The following is a 20,518-nucleotide window of genomic DNA, read 5'->3' on the forward strand; positions in this document are numbered from 1 at the left end:
GAGACAGGACCAGATCGTTCTTCGGCATGAGCACCCCCTTGCCTCAGTAGCCGTAGATTGACGCTCATGAGTCAACCACCGTCTACCCCGGCTGCAGTCCCTGCCACACCTGGGAGCAGCCCAGCCCCCCGGGACCCGCAGCGGCCCAGGATCTTTAACGGCTCCACCATCCACGGGCTGCGCGGGACCTCCCGGCTGCGCCATCCTGTGGAGATCCCGCTGCTCATAGTCTGCATCCTGTTCACTGTGGTCGTCTACGTCCTGTGGATCGCCCTCATAGTCTGGCTGGCCCTGGTTCCTGAGCCGACCGGTGTCGGCGCCGAACTGCGTGACCTCATCCTGGAAGGTCCCGACAACAGCGTCACCCAGCTGCTGCTGGCAGCCCCCGCCCTCCCGCTCATCCTCTGGGTGGCGCGTGCGCTCATGTACGCCCAGATGCGCGCGTACTCCGTCCAGATGAGCCCCACCCAGTTCCCCGAGGGCTACCGGATGGTGGTCGAGGCCGCCCAGCACTTTGGCCTGCGCCGCGTGCCCGACGCCTACGTGGTCCTGGGCAACGGGGTCATCAACGCCTTCGCCGCCGGGCACGGGTTCCGCCGCTTCATCGTGGTCCACTCCGACCTGTTCGAGGTCGGGGGCTCCGCACGCGACCCCGAGGCCCTGCGCTTCATCATCTCCCACGAGGTGGGCCACCATGCCGCCGGGCACACCTCACTATGGCGTGTCGTCATCATGAACCTCGTGGGCAACGTCCCCCTGCTGGGACCAGCGCTGTCACGGACGCAGGAGTACACCGCCGACAACCACGGCTACGCCATCGCCCCCCAGGGGACGGCCGGCGCCATGGGGCTGCTCACCGCGGGCAAGTACCTCGGCGCACAGGTCAACACGCACGCGCTGGCAGACCGGGCCACCCGGGAGAAAGGCCTGTGGCTCCACCTGGTCAACTGGGGCGCGACACATCCGGTCAACACCTGGCGCGCCCACGCCCTGCGCGACCGCAGCCGCCCGGGACGCATCATGATCCGCCCCAAGGAGTCCACAGCCTGGTTCCCGCCCACCCACCCCGCGGGCAGCGACTGGAGCGACATCTGGCCCACCCCGGCCCAGGTCCTGGAGCGCCTGGACTCCACCCGCCCCCTGGTCCCCGCTGAGGAGCAGTTCGGCCGCTATCCCGGAGTCACCTACCAGGTACCCCGCGACCAGCTCCGCTGGGCGAGCCCGGTCCCCGTCCCGACAGCGCCCTCCGGGTTCCAGCCCTCAGGCTACGGCTTCCACGGAGACACCGCCTCAGGGGCACAGGCCTCGGGAGGCGCTGCGCCCTCACAGGGCACCACGGCGGCCCCTGACAGCAGGACCGAGCCCGGCAGGAGCCCGGGCGGCGTCCAGCCCGGTCCGGACGGCTCCACCTGACCCACCTGACCAGGCCGGGCCACCTGGACCACACACCGGTGCCACGTGGCCCACGCGGGCCAGACAACGGGCTGGGGCCTGCCCTGTCATCAGGGCAGGCCCCAGCCCGTCACCACTCACCTCACACCTACCGGAACGGCGAGCCAGGACCAGGCAGGAAAAGAGAGGCAAAGAGAAGCGGGGACATCAGGAACTGACGGCCTGCACCGTCGTCCTCAGCCGCTCCAGGTGGTCACGCAGGCCAGAGGAGTCGGCAGGGACCTCCACACGCTGGCACCGTGCGGCAGCCTCATCCAGCTCAGCCAGACGCCGCCCCACGGACTCCACCGCCTGCGAGGCGGCCTCGGACAGTGCCGTGGCCTTCTCAGGCAGGTCAGGGTCCCGGGAGGAGGCAGAGCCGGTCCACAGCATGAGGAGCTGGTGAGGAATAGCCATCATCCGGCTCACCTCACCGATGTAGGAGGCTACCTGCTCTGCCAGGACACGGTGCTCCTGCGCCTGCTGCTCCATCTCGGTCAGCCCCTGCGCCAGGGACTCGATAAGGTCGGGGACGCCCTGGGAGGAGGCCTGCGTGTCTCCCACGCCGTCGATGATCTCCACAACGAACATCAAGGTGATGGTGGCGTGAAGACGGGCCAACGCAACGCGGAAGCGCGTGCGCGCACTGTTCGTGTCCAGCCGGGCCAGGCTGTCTGCCAGGCGCTCCGCCACAGGGCCGACGATCCCCTGCATCTGGACCCACAGGTCGAGCAGGTCCGCCAGAGGCCTGACCCTGGGGTCGCTGCGGTCCAGCCCGGAGACGGCACGCTCAGTGAGGAGCGGGTCCTCCAGGGTCTCGCGCAGCCCCTGGCCTGCCACCCTCAGCACGCTCGACAGCTTGGCAAGCTCGTCCTGGCCCCCCATCCACGCGTCGAGCCCGGCTGTCACGGCCGTGACGGCCTCAAGCATCGTTCCCAGCTCGCCGTCAGTGCCAGGGCGCTGCGGAAGACCTGCGGACAGCTTCTCACGACGCGCCACCTCTGCGGGCAGAGCGGTGTTCTGGAAGTCCTCGTAGGAGGGTATCCCGACCTGCTTCAGGAGGTCGCCGATGCGCTGGGCACCCTTCTGGGCGGCGAGGCGGCGGCTGTCCCCCTGGGCGAGGGCCTGGTCCTCCACCCGCCTGGCTTCACGGTAGACGGCACAGGCAGTCTCGAAGAGGTCGGTGCACACTGGACGGGTCCGCACAGACAGGTAGCCGCCGTCGGGAAGCGGGGTCACCGTGGCGAAGACGTCGTACTCGCTGCCGTCCGCCGCGAGGTTGCGCACGTAGGCGGCAAAGGGGCGCCCTTCCTTGAGCGCGTCCCACATCTCTCGGAACGCCCCTCCGGGCATCTCCGGGTGGCGGACGATGTTGTGCGGGGCGCCGGAGAGCTCCTCGCGCGTGTACCGGGACAGCTCGATGAACACGTTGTTCGAGTGCCGGATGAGCCCACGGGAGTCCGTGGTGGAGAAGAACAGCTGGTCCACCCCCACCTCATGGGTGGCTCCGGTGATGTTGACCTCGACCTCGTGCACGACGCTCACGCTCCTCAGGAGTGGGGCAGCACGACGAGCACGACATGGTCGACCACGACACACACGACATAACTGACGTCAAGCAGGTCTGCGGCTGCCCGCACGTGCCAGCACAGGACCCGTGTCCCACGCAGCGTGTAGCGTAGGGCACGGGCCTGCTGCGGCAGGGCACGAATGGCTCCCGTTCCGCTACCCGCGTTCCAGGTTGTCACGAACCAATAACGGGATTATATTTCCCCGTTTCGGCACCAGCGCTCAGGCCTGGGCTCCAGCCACGACCCCCACCATGGTCAGGGCCGCTGCGGCCGCCTCGTAGCCCTTGTCCTCACGCGATCCGGGCAGTCCCGCACGGTCCAGGCCCTGCTCCTGCGTGTCACAGGTGAGCACCCCGAAGCCGACCGGTGTGCGCTCGTCGAGAGCCACCCTCGTCAGCCCCTGGACCGCAGCCTGGCAGACGTAGTCAAAGTGCGGGGTACCACCACGCACCACCACTCCCAGCGCCACCACCGCGTCACTGGTGGCGCAGGCCGCCTGAGCGGCTACGGGCAGCTCAAAGGTCCCGGGAACCCGCACCACCCGCGCCACGGCGCCCGCGTCAGCCACCGCCCGCAGCGCCCCCTCAAGGAGACCACTCATGATCGTGTCGTGCCAGCTCGCCGCCACAACCGTCACGACGACGGGTGAGCCGTCGTCGTGTCTTCCGCAGCCCACGTCCAGCCTGGTACCAGGCGCCCCGGATCCTGCCATTGCCGCTCCTTAGTCTCGCTGTCTCGCTAGGTCCCGCTTGTCGTTACCCGCCCCGCCGCCAACCTGGCGTCGTCCGCCTGCTGCGCCCCTACCGACGGTCGCGCCGCCCCGCTGTCCCACTACCCGATCATGCCACCTGCTGAGCCCCGGTCCAGGTGGGTCAGGTGGTGGTGCATACGGTCACGCTTGGTGCGCAGGTAGCGCAGCGACTCGGGATGGACTCCTACCTCGATCGGCTCACGGCCCACCACCTCGATCCCCTCGGCCTCCAGAGCTGAGACCTTGGACGGATTGTTGGTGAGCAGGCGCACACGAGTCAGCCCCAGCGACCGCAGGATGTCGGCTGCCGTGCCGTAGGTCCGCGCGTCCACCGGAAGCCCCAGGGTCTCGTTCGCCTCCACCGTGTCCGCACCGTTGTCCTGCTCGTGGTAGGCCCGCATCTTGTTGACCAGGCCGATCCCCCGTCCCTCGTGGTCACGCAGGTAGATCACCGCGCCGCCCTGGTCGTGGACCATCTCCAGGGCGCGGTCCAGCTGGCGGCCGCAGTCACAGCGGCGGGAGCCCATGACGTCCCCGGTCAGGCACTCCGAGTGCACGCGTACCAGCGGCACCGAGCCCGGCTCCGTCACGGGCGCGGTCAGGCTGAGGTGCTCCGAGGAGCCGGCTCCCCAGGCGACTGCGGTGAAGACACCGCGCTCTGTCGGCAGGCTGACAGCGGGCGCCGCGACAGGGTGCCCGCCCCGGCCGCCCGAGGTCTGGGCACCAGTCACCGCCTCCCCTGCGTCCCCCACAGCCCTGCGGTACTCCTGGAGACGGGCGATGGAGACCACGGTGAGGTCGTGCTCGTCCGCAAAGGCCCGCAGGGCCGCAGCGCGCATAAGAGAGCCGTCGTCGTGGACAAGCTCACCGATGGCTGCGACCTCCTCCAACCCCGCCAGGCGGCACAGGTCCACAGCGGCCTCGGTGTGCCCGGCACGCTCCAGGACGCCGCCAGCCCGTGCGACAAGAGGCAGGACGTGGCCGGGCCTGATGAGGGCCTCCGGCCCCGTCCGGGTGTCCAGCAGGGCACGTACCGTCAGGCACCGGTCGTGGGCGCTGATACCGGTGGTCGTACCGGTCCGCGCGTCACAGCTGACGGTGTAGGCGGTGCCGCGAGGGTCCTCGCCGTCCTCGACCATGACGGGAAGCCGCATCGCCCTGGCCCGCTCGGCGGTCAGCGGAGCGCAGATGAGTCCCGAGGTGTAGCGCACGAGCATGCCCATGGTCTCAGGGGTCGCCCGCTGGGCGGCAAGGACGAGGTCACCCTCGTTCTCACGGGCCTCATCATCGACGACGACGACGGGCCGTCCCTGGGACAGGTGCGACAGAGCCCGCTCCACGTCACCCTCCACGCCACCGAGGTCCTGCCACCCACCGCGCTCCCGGCCGGGCTCGCTACCAGACTTCCTACCGGGCTCCCCACTCACTGCTGCTCCCCCTGCACCTGGAGCATCCGCTGAAGGTACTTGGCCAGGACATCGGTCTCGATATTGACGCGGTCACCGGCCTGGAGGCTGCCCAGGCGGGTGGCCTCCAGGGTCGCTGGCACCAGGCCGACCTCGAACCACGGCTGCTGGGCACCTGCGGGACTGACGGCGGTCACCGTCAGAGAGACGCCGTCAACGGCGACAGCCCCCTTCTCCGCCACCTGGTCCTCAATCCGGGCGGGCATGCTCACACGCAGCCGCGTCCACGCCCCCTGCGGGACGACCTCCGCCACCGCCCCCGTGGCGTCGACGTGCCCCTGGACCACGTGCCCGTCAAGACGCGCCCCAGCAGGCAGGCACCGCTCCAGGTTGACGGCGTCGCCCGGACGCAGCGTCCCCAGGGTGGTACGCACCAGGGTCTCCTCCACCAGGTCGGCGCAGAAGACGTCGGCACGACCGGTGGGCGGTACCTGGTCGGCGTCGACCAGGGCGGTCAGGCACGCGCCGTTGACGGCCAGGGACCCCCCAGCCTCCAGGTCGGCCGCTAGTCCGTGGGTGTCGATGACAAGACGGGTCACCCCCGGCGCGTGGTCGGGGACGAGGTCCAGGACAGTCCCCTGGCCCGTCACGATTCCTGTGAACACGAGGTTCTCCCTCCTTGGCTCGTTGATCTCGGACTCTCATGCTGCCGGACCGCACGCGACCCGTCCCGCTCCCCGTGCGGCGCGCGCCGGCAGGAGGCTCGCCTGGCACGCCGAGGAAGCGGCTAGGCGGGCACGGACGGGGCGGCAGGGGCAGGCGGGACCCTCTCGACCGGGGAGAGCTCCAGGAGCACGTCATCCCCGAGCCTCACGGGGTCGCGGTCGGGCTCCAGCCGCCGCGCCTGGGTCAGTGTCGTGACGCCGAGGTCCGCGACAGCGGCCTTGCCCGCACCCAGGAGCAGCGGCGCCTGGTAGACGACGAGGGAGTCAACCAGGTCCTGGGCAAGGAAGGCCGTGGTCACGCGGGCACCACCCTCCACCAGCAGGTGATGCACACCCTGACCGGCCAGGTAGGCGAGGGCCTCATGGGGATCGCGGGTCCTCAGGTGGCACCACCGGCCTGAGCGCAGGGCGGCGTCAGGAGGCACCTCGGTGGCACCCATGACGACCCTCAGCGGCTGGTCCGGCAGGTCGCGCCCCTGGGGGTCCCGGGCGCTCAGGCGAGGATCGTCAGCCAGCAGCGTGCCGGTACCGACGAGGACGGCGTCGCAGCGGGAACGTAGGAGGTGGGCGTGAGCGCGGGCCTGGGTGCCCGTGATCCACTGGGAGGTGGCGTCGGTCGCCGCCGTGCGTCCGTCAAGGGTCTGGGCGATCTTGGCCGTGACGAACGGGCGGTCCTGCGCCACTGCGCGCAGCCACCGGTGGTTGAGGCTGGCCGCCTCCCGGGCGAGCAGTCCGCCCACGACACGGACCCCGCAGCGGCGCAGGGCCTGGGCACCTCCACGGGCCTGCGGGCTGGGGTCCTCGGCGGCAAAGACGACCCGGGGCACCCCCGCCTCCAGGAGAGCCTGCGTGCACGGCCCGGTACGGCCATGGTGGTGGCAGGGCTCAAGAGTGACGACGACGGTGGCACGGCTGAGGTCGGTACCTGCCCGACGGGCCCGGGCCAGCACCTCTATCTCGGCGTGGGGCGCCCCGGCACCACGGTGCCACCCGACGGCCGTCACGCGGCCCTCGTCAAGGACGGCCGCCCCGACCAGGGGGTTCGCACCGCGCTGACCGGAGCGAGCGGCGTCCAGGGCGGCCCGCATGGCCTCCTCCTCAGCAGGTGTCCACGCAGCCTGTGAGGAGGACGAGGTCATCGGTACGTCCATGATCTCCCTTACCGCAGTGGCCGGTCCGAGGAGACAGGAGGACACGACGGCGGCCGCCCGAGCCTGGCACCGGCACCAGCAGGCACCCCGTCAGGTGGCCCATCCGGGCACACCCACCAGGACCACCTGGCGCCAGGGCGCACTCCCCGGCCCCATCATGCTCCTCCCATCCAGACTGTGACTGTCGGTCCTGGAGTCTCACCAGATCATCCGACGTGACTACTCGACGTCGGGTCGCGGACTATGACCGCCGGTACGGAGCTGCACCGTCCCCGGAACATAACGGCCCTAGTATGGCACGGCCCCCAGGGCTGTTAATGTAACATACACCACACAGGGGTCGCCTCAGAGGCTGGCCCGAGCCTGGTTCAGACGGCCTCGGCCCGTTCCTGCTCAAGATCCTGTCCACCCCGGGCACCGCGCCGCCTCAGGGTCATGCGCGCGGAGTCGACGAGGAGGACAAAGCCAGCCCCCATCTGAATGCAGTCCTTGATCACCAGCCGCCCTCGCCCCGACAGGTAGGGGAAGCCGAGGTCGGAGTCCGCCAGGCCCTCAGCGGGAGCCGACACCCAGGTCTCCGGGGTGGTGACAATAAAGGACAGGGTGATGACGGAGAACCCGATGACACCAAGCGCACCGAGCATCCCCAGCTCTGGCCGGACCCAGTGCGCCGCGACAAGCAGCCCGATGGCGACGATCGTGACACCAATAAAGACTGAGACCGGGTAAGTTGAGTTGGCCTCGTGCCAGGCACGGTTGGCCTCGTTGAGGACGCCCTCGGCATTCATGTGCGGCTTGTACCCCTCAGGGTCACCGATCATCCACCGCATAAAGGGGGAGTTGGCGATAAAGGGAATGATGCCGTCAGCCTCGTACCTGAACCACTTCAGGCCACCGATCCACACGAAGACGATGACGACGCCGACACGCAGCAGCGTCACGGACAGGCGCTCCAGGGAGGCGAATCGGCGCGCGGCCGAGTCGATGAGACTGGGACCAGCGGCAGTACTAGTGGTCATCAAGCAGCTCTTTCTGTCGTCGAAATGTCTCGCAAAAGACTCGGGATCACCCACAAGCACCCAAGCCCGTGAGCGCCCCCTCAATGCTAGGGTGGGCGACCATGTAACGCTCACCTGGAACAGGTGGGGGCGGACACGGCGCAAACATTTTCCGGCCACCCTTGTTCGTTGGCACACATTTCCCGCTGTCACATCCGCAAAACATTCCTCGGAAACGCCCGGCATTAGGCGCAAAGAAGCACCCTCTGCACAAAAGTTCAGTCAGCCACCACGTCAGCGGAAACATGACCACACCAGCACTCTCCGCGCACCCTGGCCGAGATCCGCGCCCCGGCCGAGATCACCCTCTCACCGCTCGCGCGCTCCCCGCCCACCACGCAGGAGCCAGCAGCCACACGCCCCAACCAGTAGTAGCGTTGCGACCCGGGTCCCGGCACGACCGGGGCGCCGCCCAGGACCACCAACCTCCACAAGGAGCCCCCGTGCCCAGCCATCCGCCCAGCCACGCCGCGGCCCCCGCACCTCCTGCTGGCCCCGTCCCCCAGCGCCCGACCTCCCTGGTCGGCAACCTCCTGCGCGGAGCCCTCATCGGCACCGCAGAGACTGTCCCCGGAGTCTCCGGTGGGACCGTCGCCCTTGTCGTCGGCATCTACTCCGAGCTGATCGGCTCCGCCTCCAAACTGGTCTCCGCCCTGCGGGTCCTGGTGACCGGGCCGCAGCGCAGCGCACGCGCGCGGGCGCACCTGGCGGCGGTCAGCTGGCGGGTGCTGCTGCCGGTGGGCCTGGGAATGGTCGCAGCAGTGGTCCTGGTCGCCGGCCCGATGTCAGACGCCGTCGAGCAGCACCCGGAGCAGATGCGTGGGCTCTTCCTGGGTATGGTCCTGGCCTCGGTGGTCGTACCGGTACGAATGGTCGTGCAGGCACCGGAGAGGTCCCCCCTGGCCGCAGGGTCCCCGGTACGCCGCTCACCGTGGCTGCGGCTGCTAGCGGGTGCCGCCGCAGCGGTGGTGACATGGCTGCTGGTCTCCATGAGCCCCGCCCAGGCCCAGCCCAGCCCACCGGTCATCGTCCTGGCAGCCGCTGTCGCCGTCTCGGCGCTGGTGCTTCCCGGGCTCTCCGGGTCCTTCCTGCTGCTCACCGTGGGCTTGTACCAGCCCACGCTGCGCGCCGTCGCAGACCGCGACCTGGGCTACCTGGCCCTGTTCGCCGTCGGCGCGGCCCTGGGGCTGGCCCTGGTGGTCAAGGTCCTCCAGTGGCTGCTCACCTACCACCAGACGATGACCCTGTCGGCACTGGCAGGCCTCATGGTCGGCGGCACCAGGGCGCTGTGGCCGTGGCGTGACGAGGCCAACCACCTGCTGGCCCCCGGCGACGACGCCACGTCGGTGCTCCTCCTGGGGGCTGCCGGGTTCGCCGTGGTCACGCTGGTGGTCGTGGCCGACGGTCTCGTAGCCCGCCGCGCTGCGCGGGAGCAAGCGGCACGTCTGGCTGCAGGAGGCTGAGCCCTGGCGGCAGAGGACTCACACCTGCCAGCAGAAGGCCGAGGGGCACCATGAGCCATCACCACCACCGGCTTGGCTAGCATACCTGGCATGCCACCCACGGATGAGACTGCCGGGTCGTCGGATGCGGCCCACGAGGCAGCGCTCAGCGAGATCGAGCGCCGCTGGGGCACAGCCTGCGCGGCGCACGCCCGTTCCCGGGTGACCGCCCTCCTGACTCTTGCCGAAGCTGCCGACAGGGCGCCCGACGCTAGCTCCCAGCGTGCGCTGCTTGAGGACGTGACCACCCAGCTGCGTGCCTTGGGCAGCCAGGAGCAGTACCACCCGCTCATGACGGACGACCAGGTCGTCTCCACCCTGGTTGACGCCATCCGGCTCGCCGTCTGGCTGGGCGTGCCTGAGACCGGCCTGAGGCTCGCCGAGCCCGTCACGGTGCTCTCACGCATGCTGGGGCACGACCACCCCCACACCCTCACCGCCCGTTTCGCCCTGGCCAGCGCCTACCGAGCCGCAGGGGACGTGCAGCAGGCGGTCACCCTGGGCGAGCAGGTGGTGGAGGGCACCGTGGCCCTGCTGGGGCCGGACCACCCTCGCACCCTCACCGCGCGCTCATCCCTGGCCAGCGCCTACCGGGCCGCAGGCCAGGTGGAGCAGGCGGTCCGGGTGCACAAGGAGCTGGCTGCCGACGCGGCCCGGGTGCTGGGAGCGGAGCACCCCGACGCGCTGTCCGCGCGCAACAACCTGGCCCAGGCCTATGAGTCGTGCGGCCACCGGCACCGGGCGCTCGCCCTGTATGACGACCTGGTCCATGACGCTGAACGAGCGCTGGGACCGCAGCACCCCTACCTGGCCGTCTTCGTCCGCAACCGGGAGCGTGCCAGGAACCGTGGCAGCAGGGAGGACGGAGACAAGGAGACGAGCACAGAAGTGGGTAGAGACGCCTAGATGGCGGCGTGGGAGAGCCTTCCGCCGCTCTTGGCAACCACTGCGGCAGCGCGAGCGAACAACGGGGTCCACGCCGGGTCGGTGGTCTGGCACACCAGGACGTCGCCGGGTCGCAGGCGTGCGAACTCCGCTGGCCCGGTGACCACCCGGGCTGTGCCTGTGGCTGTCCCGGGGCTGGCGGCCACGCCGACCAGCGCGGTACCCGCCTCGCCCGTCCCCTCCAGGACCGCGCCCCGGCGACCGTCCGGTTCTCCTCGCTGCTGCTGCCAGGCCGCCTCCGCCCGGGGACGGGCCCGTACCCGGGCACGCACGAGCCGCTTGATGTCAGCATCTCCCCCGTGCAGCCAGGCCTCCAGCTCCTCCAGCCTCAGGTAGGCCACCTGCCGGGCGTCCTCGACCAGACCCGCCTCCCTGGGCCGCCGCCCCACCTCCAGGGCCAGCCCGCGCGCCGCCGCGCCCAACTGCTCAAACTCGACGACAGAGGCCTCCCGCATGACGTGCCCGGCGCGGTAGTCGGCCACGAGCCGGGTGAGGCTCTTCCGCAGGGGGCGGGGAAGACGGTCACCCACCTGGGCCACAAGGCGGGCGTGGGCCGCCGTCTGGCCTCCACCAGAGCCCTCCTGGGAGCCAGGCTGGGAGCCATGAGAGGCCCCCTGGCACCCGCCTGGCTCCGGCTTAGCGGCAGGCGGGTGCCAGGGGCTGTTGCGGCCCGGCCCCCACCCTCATCGCCAGGACGGACAGGAAGGCTGGCAGGTCCTCGCTCCAGCTGGTGGAGGAGAACAGCTGGTACATGGCAGTGGTCCGGCTACCGTGCTCGGCCAGGAAAGCCTCGACCTCCCGCCACCACCGGGGGCAGGCCTGGCGCACCGCCTCGACGTCCACCGTCGCACCCGCACCATCATCCGCAGTCTCCTGGGCGAGCAGCCTCCGCACTGGCTCAGGTGCTGAGGCGGCCAGTCGGGACAGGTCGCGGTCAATGACGACAGTGGCGTAGTCCAGGTCCCCCAGCAGGTCGAGCTGGGTGTACCTGGTCCGCGCCAGACGCAGCAGCACATCCAGCCAGGCTCCCCGCAGCAGGTGGGCACCCAGGTAGCGGGTAAACCGGGACCGCTCCATCACCTCAGCCTCGCTGACCACTCCCGCCAGCGCCTCCCCCAGCGCCTCGTTGGACATCCGTGTCCTGGGCAACGCCTCCATCCGCGTGGCGACAGCGAGGGCACGCGCCCCCTCACGGCGTTCCCACAGGCTCGGGTCGGGCCAGCGGGTCGAGGCGAGACGCAGCACGCCCAGCGGCAGGCCCCACAGGGTGGCCCTCGGGTACCCCAGACGGACCACGCCATCGTCGTCCACGCTGGCCAGACCACCGTCAGGGGGGCTGCCGTGGATACGGACACCGCCTGCTGCGGCAGCGGCCCGCAGGCTGCGCCAGGCGATCTCCACGACCGTGACGTCAAGGGGGTAGGGGGCCGGGAAGTGCTCCATGATGTCGGCACGCAGGAACTGGCTGAGGCGGCCCGGACGCCGCGCTGGAGGCAGGCTCACCCAGTCTCTCAGGCTGCGGTGCCCCGTCTGCGTCCGGGCTGCTGCTGCGGCTGAGCCTGCTGGCTGCGCTGGGACAGCAGACCCCGCTGCGTCCAGCGTCGTGATGGGCCGGGCCTGCAGCAGCCACAGGCGCCCAGCCGCCACCGCCCACTCAATGTCGACGGGGTGGCCCTCGTAGGCCTCCACGCAACGGGCCAGCACGGCAACCTGTCGCGCCTGAGAACCGGTGAGCGAGAGCCGCCGACGCTCGCGGGCGGTCGTGGCCCGGCTGCGGGTGGCGCCTGCGGGAGCCAGGTCGGTGCGGCTGCGCTTGTCGCCCAGCCTGCGAGAGACCACGGTGCCGCTCGCACCCGGACCTGCCAACCGCCACCACCCACCGGCCCGGCCCCACCAGTCGAGGCCTCGCGCCCACGGCAGGCTCCTGCCCCGGCGGCGGCCGTGCTCACGGCGTGGCACACCACCCTGGACCCGGGAAGGCTCCCGGTCGGGCACCACGAAGGTGTCAGGGGTGACCGCCCCGGAGACCACGCTCTCACCCAGCCCCCAGGAGGACTCAATGACCACCACCCCGCGCTGGCCGGTGACCGGGTCGGCGGTGAAAGCCACTCCGGCGGCCTCAGCGGGCACCATCTGCTGAACGACGACGGCCAGGGCCACCCCCTCGTGGGCAAAGCCCTGCTCGTGCCGGTAGGCGATGGCCCGGTCGCTCCACAGAGAGGCCCAGCAGCGCCGGAGCGCGGCCAGCACGTCCTGGGCCCCACCACTCCCAGCACAGTCTCCTGCTGCCCGGCGAAGGACGCGTCCGGCAGGTCCTCCGCCGTCGCCGAGGAGCGCACCGCCAGCGGGCCGTCCAGCCGCTCGACGGCGGAGACCACCTGCTCCTCCAGGCCCGGGGGCAGCGGCGCCTGGGCCACCACCTGCCTCAACCGGTCGTGCTCGCCTGCGGCCAGCAAGGGGAGCACCCGCTGGTGCAGCGGCTCGACAGTGGCACGGTAGGCCTGCGTGGTCACGCAGAACCCCGGGGGAACCGGCAGGCCCGCGTGGACCATCTCTGCCAGGCTGGCGCCCTTCCCGCCGACGAGCCCGACGTCGTCAGCACCTACCTGCTCCAGCCACCTGATCATGATCGCTCCTCTCGTCCCAGACTCATCACCGGCCCTGCGGCAGCGGCGGCGCGCATCGTGACAAGGATCCCCAGCAACGCCGTTCCCGTGCTCAGCCCCGCCCCCAGCCACAGGACCCCGGCTGCGGCACCGACGTTGCGGCCGAGCTGGACCACGCTCGAGGCCTGGGCCAGCTGGTCCTGAGCGACGGCGTCCTGGGCGTCAAGAAGCAGCAGCGGAAAGGCGGCACCCGCTCCCAGTGCCGCAGCGGCCAGGCCGATGACAGCCAGCACCAGGCTGGGGCCGGCCACCGCAGGCAGACCGACCATCATGAGCAGCCAGCAGGTGGGACGTGTCCAGCCGTGCACCGCCAGCCGCCCTGCGGCAGCGGTCCCCACTCCCGCGCTGGCAAGCATGGGCACGAGCAGCCCGCCGGAGGAGGTGGCGTCCAGACTGTGGAGGCTGCGCAGGACGAGCGGGGCGTAGGTCAGTGAGCCCAGAGTGACAGCACCCACCAGGACGGAGAGCACAGCACAGCGGCCCAGGGTGCCGCCCGTCCACAGCCGGACCTGCGCACGTGGACTGGGGCGCCACCACCCCGCCACCGGTTCCACGCCGGGAAGACGACGGGGCAGGGGCAGTGACAGCAGGGACAACGGCAGGGCGGTGACGACACCCAGCCTCCAGCCAGGCCCGTCAGTCAGCCACCCAGCCGACGAGGTTGGCGACCACCTGGACCACTCCGACGTGCGACAGCGCCCGGCCCCGGCCCGCCCCGTCGAGCAGCAGTCCGAGCGCGGCCAGCCCTGCTGGCACGATGGCACCGGCGCCCAGGCCCTGGACCACGCGGGCCAGCAGCAGGACGGGCATGCTGGGAGCCAGGGCGAGCCCCAGCGTGCCCGCGCAGAAGCAGAGGTGGCCAGCGGCGAGGACGGGTCGTGGTCCCAGGCGGTCTGCGTACTGGGGGAAGAGCGGCAGGGCCAGCACGGAGGACAGGAGGTAGCTGCCTGTTACGAGCCCGTACAGCCCGGTGGTGGACAGCTCTGAGACGGCTCGCGGAGTGGCGTTGGCCAGGAGGGTCTGCATGAGGGCGGAGGCCCCTGCGCCTGAGGCGACACAGATGAGGACGGCTCCCTCCTGGCTCACTTCATACCCCGCAGGACAAGGTCCAGCATGGTCTGGACCCGCTCGCCCAGGGGGCGCTCGTCCGGGGCGGCCCGCAGGGTGGAGCGGTCGTCCTCGGCGTCGCGGACCGCCCGGGCAGCCGGACCGCGCCGCGTCTCCTGAGCGTCCCGGTCCGCTGCCCGGTGCTCCTGGTCCGCTGCCCGGTGCTCCTGGTCCGCTGCCCGGTGCTCCTGGTCCGCTGCCCGGTGCTCCTGGTCCGCTGCCCGGTGCTCCTGCTGTGGCTCCAGGCTGGCGGCCCAGGTCAGCACGCTCATGTAGTAGCCGGTCTGCACCAGCTGGGCGGCGTCATCGACGGGAAGGTCGGCACGCAGCTGGCCCGCCGCCACGCCGTCAGCCAGGATCCGTGCGAGCACCTGGTGGAAGCGCTGCTGGCTGGGCGAGGCCAGGTCGAGGGAGGCGCTGAAGGAGCGTGAGCCGACCATCTGCCGCGCGGGCTCGGGATGGTCCTCCAACCAGGCCGTGGCCGCACCCAGCAGGCGGGCCAGCCGCTCCTGGGCGGTGCCACTCTCCTGCGCGGCCGCCTCCATGACCTCGGTGACCTGCTCACCCAGGTAGCGGAAGACGTCCCGCTTGGAGGGGAAGTGGGTGAAGAAGGTGCCCTTGCCGATGTCGGCGGCCTCGGTGATGTCAGCGACGGTGACCCGGTCAAAGCCCCGCTCAGCGAAGAGCCTCATGGCCTCGGTGAAGATGCGCTCCCGGGTCCGCGCCCGTCGTCGCACCACACGATCACTCATGCGGCGAGACTAGCCTGAGAATTTGACCGTGGTCAATTTCTGACCATGGTCACACACTGCTGCGGGGCGCGGCGACAGCCCTACCCTCGAGCGCGCCCGCACACCGACCGGCGGGCGACCCCATCCACCCCGACCCACGCCACCAAGACGTCATCTCCACCGCAGCCACTGACGACAACGCCCCGCTATGATATAATCACTCATATATAAGCGAGGATAGACTAGCGACCGAAGGAGAACCGCCGTGGCAGTGACCAGCGTTGACCTCGACCCGCAGCTTATCGAGCGCGCCCGCACACTGACCGGCGAGCGGTCCAACCGCGCCGTCCTCGACCTGGCACTGCGGCGGCTCATCGCCTCCAAGCAGAAAGGCGCGATGATCGACGGCATCGCGGAGCTCCACGACCTGCCCGAGGGCCTGGACTCCCCAGTGGTGCGTCCCGGCACGTCCCACGACCAACCGTGACCGACTACCTGGTTGACAACTCGATCTGGGCACGGCTGGCGACTGGCGACCCAGGCGTCAGCACCAGGCTGCGCCGCATTGAGCGGACTCCTTCTGACCTTCTCGTCACCTGCCCTCCGCAGGTGCTCGAGTTCTGCCACAGCGCTCGGACCCCTCAGGAGCACACCCGCTACCGCGAGCTCATCTCTCTAGGCTTCCCCCTGGAGCGCGCGCCAGACGAGTCGCTGGCGCTCGACATCCAGGGCGCGCTGTGGAACTCAGGCCTGGTCCGTTGCGCTGGCACGCTCGACATCCTCATCGCCGCCTACGCCATCGTCAACGACGCGACGGTCCTGACAGCCGACCACGACTTCGACTACATCGCCCAGGTCAGCGACCTGATGCACGAGTACGTCGCGCCAACAGCATGAGTCGATCCCACCGCACCCGCGCCCCGCTACTTCCAGCGGGTCGCGCAGGCCTCCAGGTGCTCGGCGTAGCGAGCCAGGTCGGCCTCAACCTGGGAGTTCTTGCGGCCGTCGAGGACCGCGAACTCCGGCAGCACGGTGTAGCCGTAGAACCGGTAGGTGGCAGTGACGTCAGCCAGGGCGCCAGCACAGTCTCCACCACGTCGTCCCCACGCACCTCGAAGAAGCGTCGCGCAACCTCCTGGAGGGAGGCGTTCAGCCCTCCCTCCGACCAACCTGGGTGGCTGTGGTGAGCATTGATCAGCAACGCCTTCATTACCACCCCTCTCTCTGACAGGTAGCCTGAACGGGGGACCGACGGTACCACGCGACCACACCTGAGGCTGTCAGTGCGCTTAGAGACCAAGGTGGCGGTCCGCGCAGGAAGCCGACGGGTCGGCAGCCCCGCCGACGCCCCATACCACCCCCTTGCAATCCGGAGACCACCTCCGTATGATGCCTGGTGCCGGAACAAACATGGGGTCGGCTCGTGCGGACCCAGCGTGACACGTCGTCACCTGAAGACCTAGGACCACCTTCACGGCAGCAGACAGGAGCAGACATGCGCATCGGAGTCATCGGAACCGGACACATCGGCAGGACCCTCGCTCAGCGGTTCAGCGAGCACGGGCACGAGGTCAAAGCGGCCAACTCCCGCGGCCCTGAGACGATTCCCCCCGAGGTGACCGAGGCAGGAGCACACCCGGTAACCGTCGCTGAGGCGGTTCAAGACGTTGATGTCCTCGTCCTGTCCGTGCCGCTGAGCGCCGTCCCGGCCCTCGCCCCGGTGGTGTCCAGCCTCCCGGAGTCAGCCACGCTCATTGACACCTCGAACTACTACCCGCAGCGCGACGGACAGGACCTCCTCCCTCCCGGCCAGGTGGAGAGCGAGTGGGTCGCCTCCCAGCTAGGCCGCCCGGTGGTCAAGGCCTGGAACTGCATCGGCTCAGGCTCCCTGGCTCACAAGAGCCTGCCCTCCGGCTCCCCCGGCCGCATCGCGCTGCCCGTGGCGGCAGACCGCCCCCAGGACCGCGAGCGTGCTACAGCCCTCATGGAGGACAGCGGCTTCGACGCCTACGACGCCGGCCCGATCTCGCAGTCGTGGCGCCAGCAGCCAGGCAACCCCTGCTACTGCACCGACCTCACCCTGGGTGAGCTGCCTGCAGCCCTGGAGGCTGCCGACGCCGAGCACGCTCCCAGGCGCAGGGACCTCGCCGTTGCCGTGATCCAGGAGAGGATGGGCGACCCCAGGACAAACCCTGACCCAGACTGGGGCACCAGGCTGTCCCGGGTGCTCTACCAGTAGCCGTGCGAGGCCCAGCCGCACGCTGGGGCCTCGCACTCAGGAAGCTCAGACCACGAGCGGCGCCAGGCCGAGCCCTCCCACAGGACCGAGCTCGTCATCAAGGTCGTCCAGCAGACGGGTCAGGCCCAGGCGGCTGATGGCGTCAGCCTGCACCACCTGGACCACACGTGAGGGGAAGTCCAGGATCCGCAGCCTGTGAAGGAGCGTGGAGCGGCTCAGACCGGTGTCCCTGCGCAGGTCCAGGTCCAGCTCCCTGCTCGTGGCGTCCTGCCACATGCCCCCCATGGTGCCCAGGGGCACGCAGGGAGGCCTCAGACGCCTTGTGCAGCAGGAAGGGGGCCGAGCAGCCGGGCCGCGACCACCACGAAGCCGCTGACCACGAGCATCTCGCCCCCGTCCTCCACCAGCGTGAGCACATCTGCCAGCACGGTGCGCTCGGGGACCAGTGAGCCCAGCAGACCCACCCCGACCGTGAACACGGCCAGCAGGACGAGCAGTGCCACCAGCACCCGGTAGACCCACCGTGTCGACGAGGAGGCGCGGGTATAGCCCACCCACAGGAGAGCACCCACCGCGAGGGCACCCAGAAGAAGGGTGCACACCGCTCCAGCATCCTGCACCCAGTCGCCTGCCTGGGGAAGAAGCGTGCGGTGGACGTAGGATCCGGCACTCTCGTGGCCCTGAAACAGGTCGTCAAGGAGGAGCACGGCGAGGACGGGGAGCCACAGCACCAGTGACCACCTTTTCCGCGTGGCTGCCGCACCACACAGGAGCAGGGCGGCCATCGTGTACTTCAGCGCCTGGAAGATCTCGGCGTACCCCCGGTCGACGTCGATGTAGAGCATCCTGTTGCCTGGAAGCCACAGCAGCGCCGCAAGGTGCAGGAGCATGAACCCGAGGTCGAAGCAGACCAGCACACAGCCCAGGACCGCTACCGGGCGGTTTCCGCGAAACAGCCAGCACACAAGCGTGCCCGCCCTGCGGACACCCTCGACACCACGTAGGGACATGCTCATCCTTCCCTAGCCTCTTCCCGTCTCACGCTGAGCGGCAAGGACACGAGCAACCCTATCCCGATACGCACAGCGGCGCGTCACCCCGATGGAGCCGCAGGCCCGGGCAGGACTGCCGGGCAGCCCTCCCCGGGGCGCCGTCTCACCCGCGAGCCCTCGCGGTGGCCGACAGCGCCCGGCACCCGGTGACACCGGAGTGCCGGCTGAGCACGAGCCCCGGCGGTGGCCGACGGTGCGCCCCGTAGGCGTGGTGTCAGTGGATGGAGGCGTCCGCCTCGGTGGTGCGCCAGGAGTGGAAGGGGATGGTCAGCCCGGCCCTGCTGGGGGCGCACAGGAAGGGGCCCGCCTGGGCGGCAGCGTCCTCAGGGAAGGGCAGGAGGCGGACAAGGCGCAGGGCGGCCGAGCCGTCTGGCCCCACCAGACCACCGCGTACCGTGAGGGCGCCGCCCGCACGGCTGACGCGGACCCGCACACGCCGCCCTTGCCAGTCGGGGACCGCGCCGACGGACCAGTCAGAGCCGCCCGCCGTGACCACGGCACCCAGCTGACACACGCCGTCGGAGAACTCGATCCCGGCCTTGACCCAGTTCTCAGCGTCGACACGAACCATGACTCCGGCCTGGTCGAAGGTCTCGGTGAAGTCGGCGGTCAGCTCCACCTCGACCGCGCGCCCCTGCTCGAAGGGGATCAGGAGCGCGTGGGCGGTGTCGACGACGAAGCCGTAGCCGGTACGGCACCAGGCGTCAGATCCCTCGACAGCGGTGACGAGGAGGTCCTCACCCCTCTCCTGAGCAGCGGCAGGTGGGTTGAGCCAGTGTCCCTCGGACCAGGGGATGAGTGCCATGGCGGGCACTCTACTCCCGGTGGACCCGCCCCGCCTCAGGCACGTCCCCAGGCGCTGCGCCCCGGGCCGACAGGCCACATGCGTGTCCGCGACAGCATCCTAGAGCACGGTGACAGGCTTGATGAGGTCGCTGGGCTTGGTACGCATGAGCTCGACCCCCTGCTCAACGGCCTCCAGCCCCTCAAAGCGGTGGGTGATCATCTTCTCGGGGTGGATGCGCCCAGCGAGCACCAGATCGGCCATCCGCTCCATGCGGCGTCGGCCCCCGGGGGTCAGCCCCCCGACGAGCTGCTTGTGCCCCATGCCTACCAGGCTCGACTCGCGGCTGATAGTAATGAAGTCACCCTCACCCAGGTAGTTGACGTTGCCCACCTTGCCGCCGGGCTTGAGCACGTCGAAGGCCTGCTGGAAGGTTCCCAGGTCCCCGCCCGCCACGATGACCCGGTCGACGCCCTCGCCGTGGGTGGCCTCCAGCACCTGCTCGACGACGTCGGCCTCACGGTAGTTGACGATGTCCGTGGCCCCAAACTCTGTGGCGACCTCGATGCACCTGGGCCGGGATCCCACGGCGAAGAGCCGCCCCGCCCCCAGGATCACCGCGCCCGCGACAGACATGAGCCCCACCGGGCCGATACCGATGACCACGACCGAGTCCCCGGGACTGATCTGGGCGAGCTCAGCTCCATGCAGGCCCGTGGTTGCCATGTCCGACAACATCACGGCCGCCTCCGGGCTGATGCCATCGGGCAGCCGTGCCAGGTTGGCGTCGGCGTCGTTGACGTGGATGTACTCGGCGAACACCCCGTCCTTGGTGTTGGAGAACTTCCACCCGCCCAGGGCGGTACCGGAGTGCATGGGGAAGCCGTCCTGGGCCGCCGTCGAGGACCAGTCGGGGGTAATGGCGGGGATGATCACCCGGTCCCCGACCTTGACGTCCCTGACCTCGGCCCCTACCTCGACGACCTCACCGACGGCCTCGTGCCCCAGGACCATGTCGTGACGCTCACCGACACCACCCTCGTAGACCGTGTGGATGTCTGAGGAGCAGGGGGCCAGGGCGACCGGCCTGCAGATGGCGTCACGTGGTCCTGGGACGGGGTCCTCCTTCTCGATCCAGCCGGTCTCTCCGATCCTGAGCATCGCGTAACCCCTCACGGGCGTCTCCCTTCCTCAACATCATGCTCCTGTTCGCCGGACGGCGAATGGGAAACCTTAATGTTGGTGGAAGCTGAAAAGCTAGGACCTTCTCCTCACCTGCGGCATCCCGACCTGGTGCGCCCCGACAGGCAGGACGTGTCACTGCGGAGGCACTGACGACACCTTAAGGGCTAAAGTGTCGTCAACGCCTGCGAACCGACACCTTGCCAAGGAACACGAC

The 20,518-nt window shown here is 70.0% G+C and carries 19 protein-coding genes, 2 pseudogenes and 1 riboswitch; of the genes and pseudogenes, 6 read left to right on the forward strand and 15 right to left on the reverse strand.

Annotation, left to right across the window (positions count from 1 at the left end; genetic code table 11):
• Positions 1-66 precede the first annotated feature (66 nt).
• The gene (locus tag CWS50_RS10405; RefSeq protein WP_127842736.1) at positions 67-1,413 is read left to right on the forward strand and encodes a M48 family metallopeptidase; all 1,347 of its coding nucleotides are present in this window, start codon (positions 67-69) and stop codon (positions 1,411-1,413) included.
• Between the two features lie 186 nt (positions 1,414-1,599).
• Here the strand turns inward: CWS50_RS10405 and CWS50_RS10410 are convergent, their stop codons facing one another.
• The 7 genes from CWS50_RS10410 to CWS50_RS10440 all read right to left on the reverse strand — a co-directional run bounded on the left by CWS50_RS10410 (position 1,600) and on the right by CWS50_RS10440 (position 8,054).
• The gene (locus tag CWS50_RS10410) at positions 1,600-2,976 is read right to left on the reverse strand and encodes a PAS domain-containing protein (RefSeq protein WP_243118296.1); all 1,377 of its coding nucleotides are present in this window, start codon (positions 2,974-2,976) and stop codon (positions 1,600-1,602) included.
• A gap of 5 nt (positions 2,977-2,981) precedes the next feature.
• Entirely contained in the window at positions 2,982-3,179 is a 198-nt protein-coding gene (locus tag CWS50_RS10415; protein ID WP_127842737.1) for a hypothetical protein, read from the reverse strand.
• Between the two features lie 43 nt (positions 3,180-3,222).
• Complete coding sequence (ribH, locus tag CWS50_RS10420; RefSeq protein WP_127842738.1) at positions 3,223-3,714, reverse strand: 6,7-dimethyl-8-ribityllumazine synthase; 492 nt, start codon at positions 3,712-3,714, stop codon at positions 3,223-3,225.
• Positions 3,715-3,833: 119 nt separating this feature from the next.
• Complete coding sequence (gene ribB / locus CWS50_RS10425; protein WP_243118297.1) at positions 3,834-5,180, reverse strand: 3,4-dihydroxy-2-butanone-4-phosphate synthase; 1,347 nt, start codon at positions 5,178-5,180, stop codon at positions 3,834-3,836.
• Positions 5,177-5,824, reverse strand: coding sequence for a riboflavin synthase (locus tag CWS50_RS10430; RefSeq protein WP_127842739.1), 648 nt, complete (start codon positions 5,822-5,824; stop codon positions 5,177-5,179). Before CWS50_RS10430 ends, ribB begins: the two co-directional genes overlap by 4 nt.
• A gap of 122 nt (positions 5,825-5,946) precedes the next feature.
• The gene (ribD, locus tag CWS50_RS10435; protein ID WP_243118298.1) at positions 5,947-7,035 is read right to left on the reverse strand and encodes a bifunctional diaminohydroxyphosphoribosylaminopyrimidine deaminase/5-amino-6-(5-phosphoribosylamino)uracil reductase RibD; all 1,089 of its coding nucleotides are present in this window, start codon (positions 7,033-7,035) and stop codon (positions 5,947-5,949) included.
• 154 nt (positions 7,036-7,189) lie between these two features.
• Positions 7,190-7,319, reverse strand: a riboswitch (FMN riboswitch).
• 84 nt (positions 7,320-7,403) lie between these two features.
• Positions 7,404-8,054 (reverse strand): DUF417 family protein, encoded by a 651-nt coding sequence (locus CWS50_RS10440; protein WP_127842740.1) that lies wholly within the window; start codon positions 8,052-8,054, stop codon positions 7,404-7,406.
• Between the two features lie 482 nt (positions 8,055-8,536).
• Here CWS50_RS10440 and CWS50_RS10445 point away from each other — a divergent pair, with 482 nt between their 5' ends.
• Together CWS50_RS10445 and CWS50_RS10450 are read left to right on the forward strand one after the other, a co-directional pair.
• Positions 8,537-9,556 carry a DUF368 domain-containing protein gene (locus CWS50_RS10445; protein WP_206610404.1) on the forward strand — a complete coding sequence of 340 codons (1,020 nt, stop codon included), beginning with the start codon at positions 8,537-8,539 and terminating at the stop codon, positions 9,554-9,556.
• Between the two features lie 90 nt (positions 9,557-9,646).
• Positions 9,647-10,501 (forward strand): tetratricopeptide repeat protein, encoded by an 855-nt coding sequence (locus CWS50_RS10450; protein WP_127842742.1) that lies wholly within the window; start codon positions 9,647-9,649, stop codon positions 10,499-10,501.
• Here the strand turns inward: CWS50_RS10450 and CWS50_RS10455 are convergent.
• The 4 genes and pseudogenes from CWS50_RS10455 to CWS50_RS13250 all read right to left on the reverse strand — a co-directional run bounded on the left by CWS50_RS10455 (position 10,498) and on the right by CWS50_RS13250 (position 15,065).
• Complete coding sequence (locus tag CWS50_RS10455) at positions 10,498-11,079, reverse strand: PEP-utilizing enzyme (RefSeq protein WP_206610405.1); 582 nt, start codon at positions 11,077-11,079, stop codon at positions 10,498-10,500. The genes CWS50_RS10450 and CWS50_RS10455 overlap by 4 nt on opposite strands.
• 97 nt (positions 11,080-11,176) lie before the next feature.
• Positions 11,177-13,167: pseudogene (locus CWS50_RS10460) on the reverse strand (PEP/pyruvate-binding domain-containing protein).
• A pseudogene (locus CWS50_RS10465) lies at positions 13,164-14,232 on the reverse strand (MFS transporter). Before CWS50_RS10465 ends, CWS50_RS10460 begins: the two co-directional pseudogenes overlap by 4 nt.
• 56 nt (positions 14,233-14,288) lie before the next feature.
• Positions 14,289-15,065 carry a TetR/AcrR family transcriptional regulator gene (locus CWS50_RS13250; protein ID WP_206610407.1) on the reverse strand — a complete coding sequence of 259 codons (777 nt, stop codon included), beginning with the start codon at positions 15,063-15,065 and terminating at the stop codon, positions 14,289-14,291.
• 244 nt (positions 15,066-15,309) lie between these two features.
• Between CWS50_RS13250 and CWS50_RS10475 the strand changes: the two genes are divergently transcribed.
• The 3 genes from CWS50_RS10475 to CWS50_RS10485 all read left to right on the forward strand — a co-directional run bounded on the left by CWS50_RS10475 (position 15,310) and on the right by CWS50_RS10485 (position 17,283).
• A complete protein-coding gene (locus CWS50_RS10475; RefSeq protein ID WP_127842743.1) occupies positions 15,310-15,531 on the forward strand; it encodes a type II toxin-antitoxin system VapB family antitoxin in 222 nt (73 codons plus the stop codon).
• Positions 15,528-15,941: a PIN domain-containing protein gene (locus CWS50_RS10480; protein WP_127842744.1), complete on the forward strand. Its 414-nt coding sequence runs from the start codon at positions 15,528-15,530 to the stop codon at positions 15,939-15,941. The genes CWS50_RS10475 and CWS50_RS10480 overlap by 4 nt, the downstream gene beginning before the upstream one ends.
• 598 nt (positions 15,942-16,539) lie before the next feature.
• Positions 16,540-17,283, forward strand: coding sequence for an NADPH-dependent F420 reductase (locus CWS50_RS10485; protein ID WP_127842745.1), 744 nt, complete (start codon positions 16,540-16,542; stop codon positions 17,281-17,283).
• Positions 17,284-17,328: 45 nt separating this feature from the next.
• Here CWS50_RS10485 and CWS50_RS10490 read toward each other — a convergent pair whose 3' ends face one another.
• The 4 genes from CWS50_RS10490 to CWS50_RS10505 form a co-directional block, all read right to left on the reverse strand.
• Positions 17,329-17,559, reverse strand: a complete 231-nt coding sequence (locus tag CWS50_RS10490) for a DUF5682 family protein (protein ID WP_127842746.1) — start codon at positions 17,557-17,559, stop codon at positions 17,329-17,331.
• Positions 17,560-17,594: 35 nt separating this feature from the next.
• A complete protein-coding gene (locus CWS50_RS10495) occupies positions 17,595-18,293 on the reverse strand; it encodes a hypothetical protein (RefSeq protein ID WP_127842747.1) in 699 nt (232 codons plus the stop codon).
• Between the two features lie 256 nt (positions 18,294-18,549).
• Positions 18,550-19,140, reverse strand: a complete 591-nt coding sequence (locus tag CWS50_RS10500; protein WP_127842748.1) for a DUF1349 domain-containing protein — start codon at positions 19,138-19,140, stop codon at positions 18,550-18,552.
• A gap of 99 nt (positions 19,141-19,239) precedes the next feature.
• Entirely contained in the window at positions 19,240-20,295 is a 1,056-nt protein-coding gene (locus CWS50_RS10505) for an NAD(P)-dependent alcohol dehydrogenase (RefSeq protein ID WP_127842749.1), read from the reverse strand.
• Positions 20,296-20,518: the final 223 nt, after the last annotated feature.

The organism is Actinomyces wuliandei (assembly GCF_004010955.1).
In the GTDB taxonomy this organism is placed as follows: Bacteria; Actinomycetota; Actinomycetes; order Actinomycetales; family Actinomycetaceae; genus Actinomyces; species Actinomyces wuliandei.

Excerpts from the sequence above, each read along its gene's own strand:
- CWS50_RS10405 (WP_127842736.1), top strand. The coding sequence starts at position 67 with ATGAGTCAACCACCGTCTACCCCGGCTGCAGTCCCTGCCACACCTGGG.
- ribH (WP_127842738.1), bottom strand. The coding sequence starts at position 3,714 with ATGGCAGGATCCGGGGCGCCTGGTACCAGGCTGGACGTGGGCTGCGGA.
- ribD (WP_243118298.1), bottom strand. The coding sequence starts at position 7,035 with ATGGACGTACCGATGACCTCGTCCTCCTCACAGGCTGCGTGGACACCT.
- CWS50_RS10440 (WP_127842740.1), bottom strand. The coding sequence starts at position 8,054 with ATGACCACTAGTACTGCCGCTGGTCCCAGTCTCATCGACTCGGCCGCG.
- CWS50_RS10450 (WP_127842742.1), top strand. The coding sequence starts at position 9,647 with ATGCCACCCACGGATGAGACTGCCGGGTCGTCGGATGCGGCCCACGAG.
- CWS50_RS13250 (WP_206610407.1), bottom strand. The coding sequence starts at position 15,065 with ATGAGTGATCGTGTGGTGCGACGACGGGCGCGGACCCGGGAGCGCATC.
- CWS50_RS10485 (WP_127842745.1), top strand. The coding sequence starts at position 16,540 with ATGCGCATCGGAGTCATCGGAACCGGACACATCGGCAGGACCCTCGCT.
- CWS50_RS10490 (WP_127842746.1), bottom strand. The coding sequence starts at position 17,559 with ATGTGGCAGGACGCCACGAGCAGGGAGCTGGACCTGGACCTGCGCAGG.
- CWS50_RS10495 (WP_127842747.1), bottom strand. The coding sequence starts at position 18,293 with ATGTCCCTACGTGGTGTCGAGGGTGTCCGCAGGGCGGGCACGCTTGTG.
- CWS50_RS10500 (WP_127842748.1), bottom strand. The coding sequence starts at position 19,140 with ATGGCACTCATCCCCTGGTCCGAGGGACACTGGCTCAACCCACCTGCC.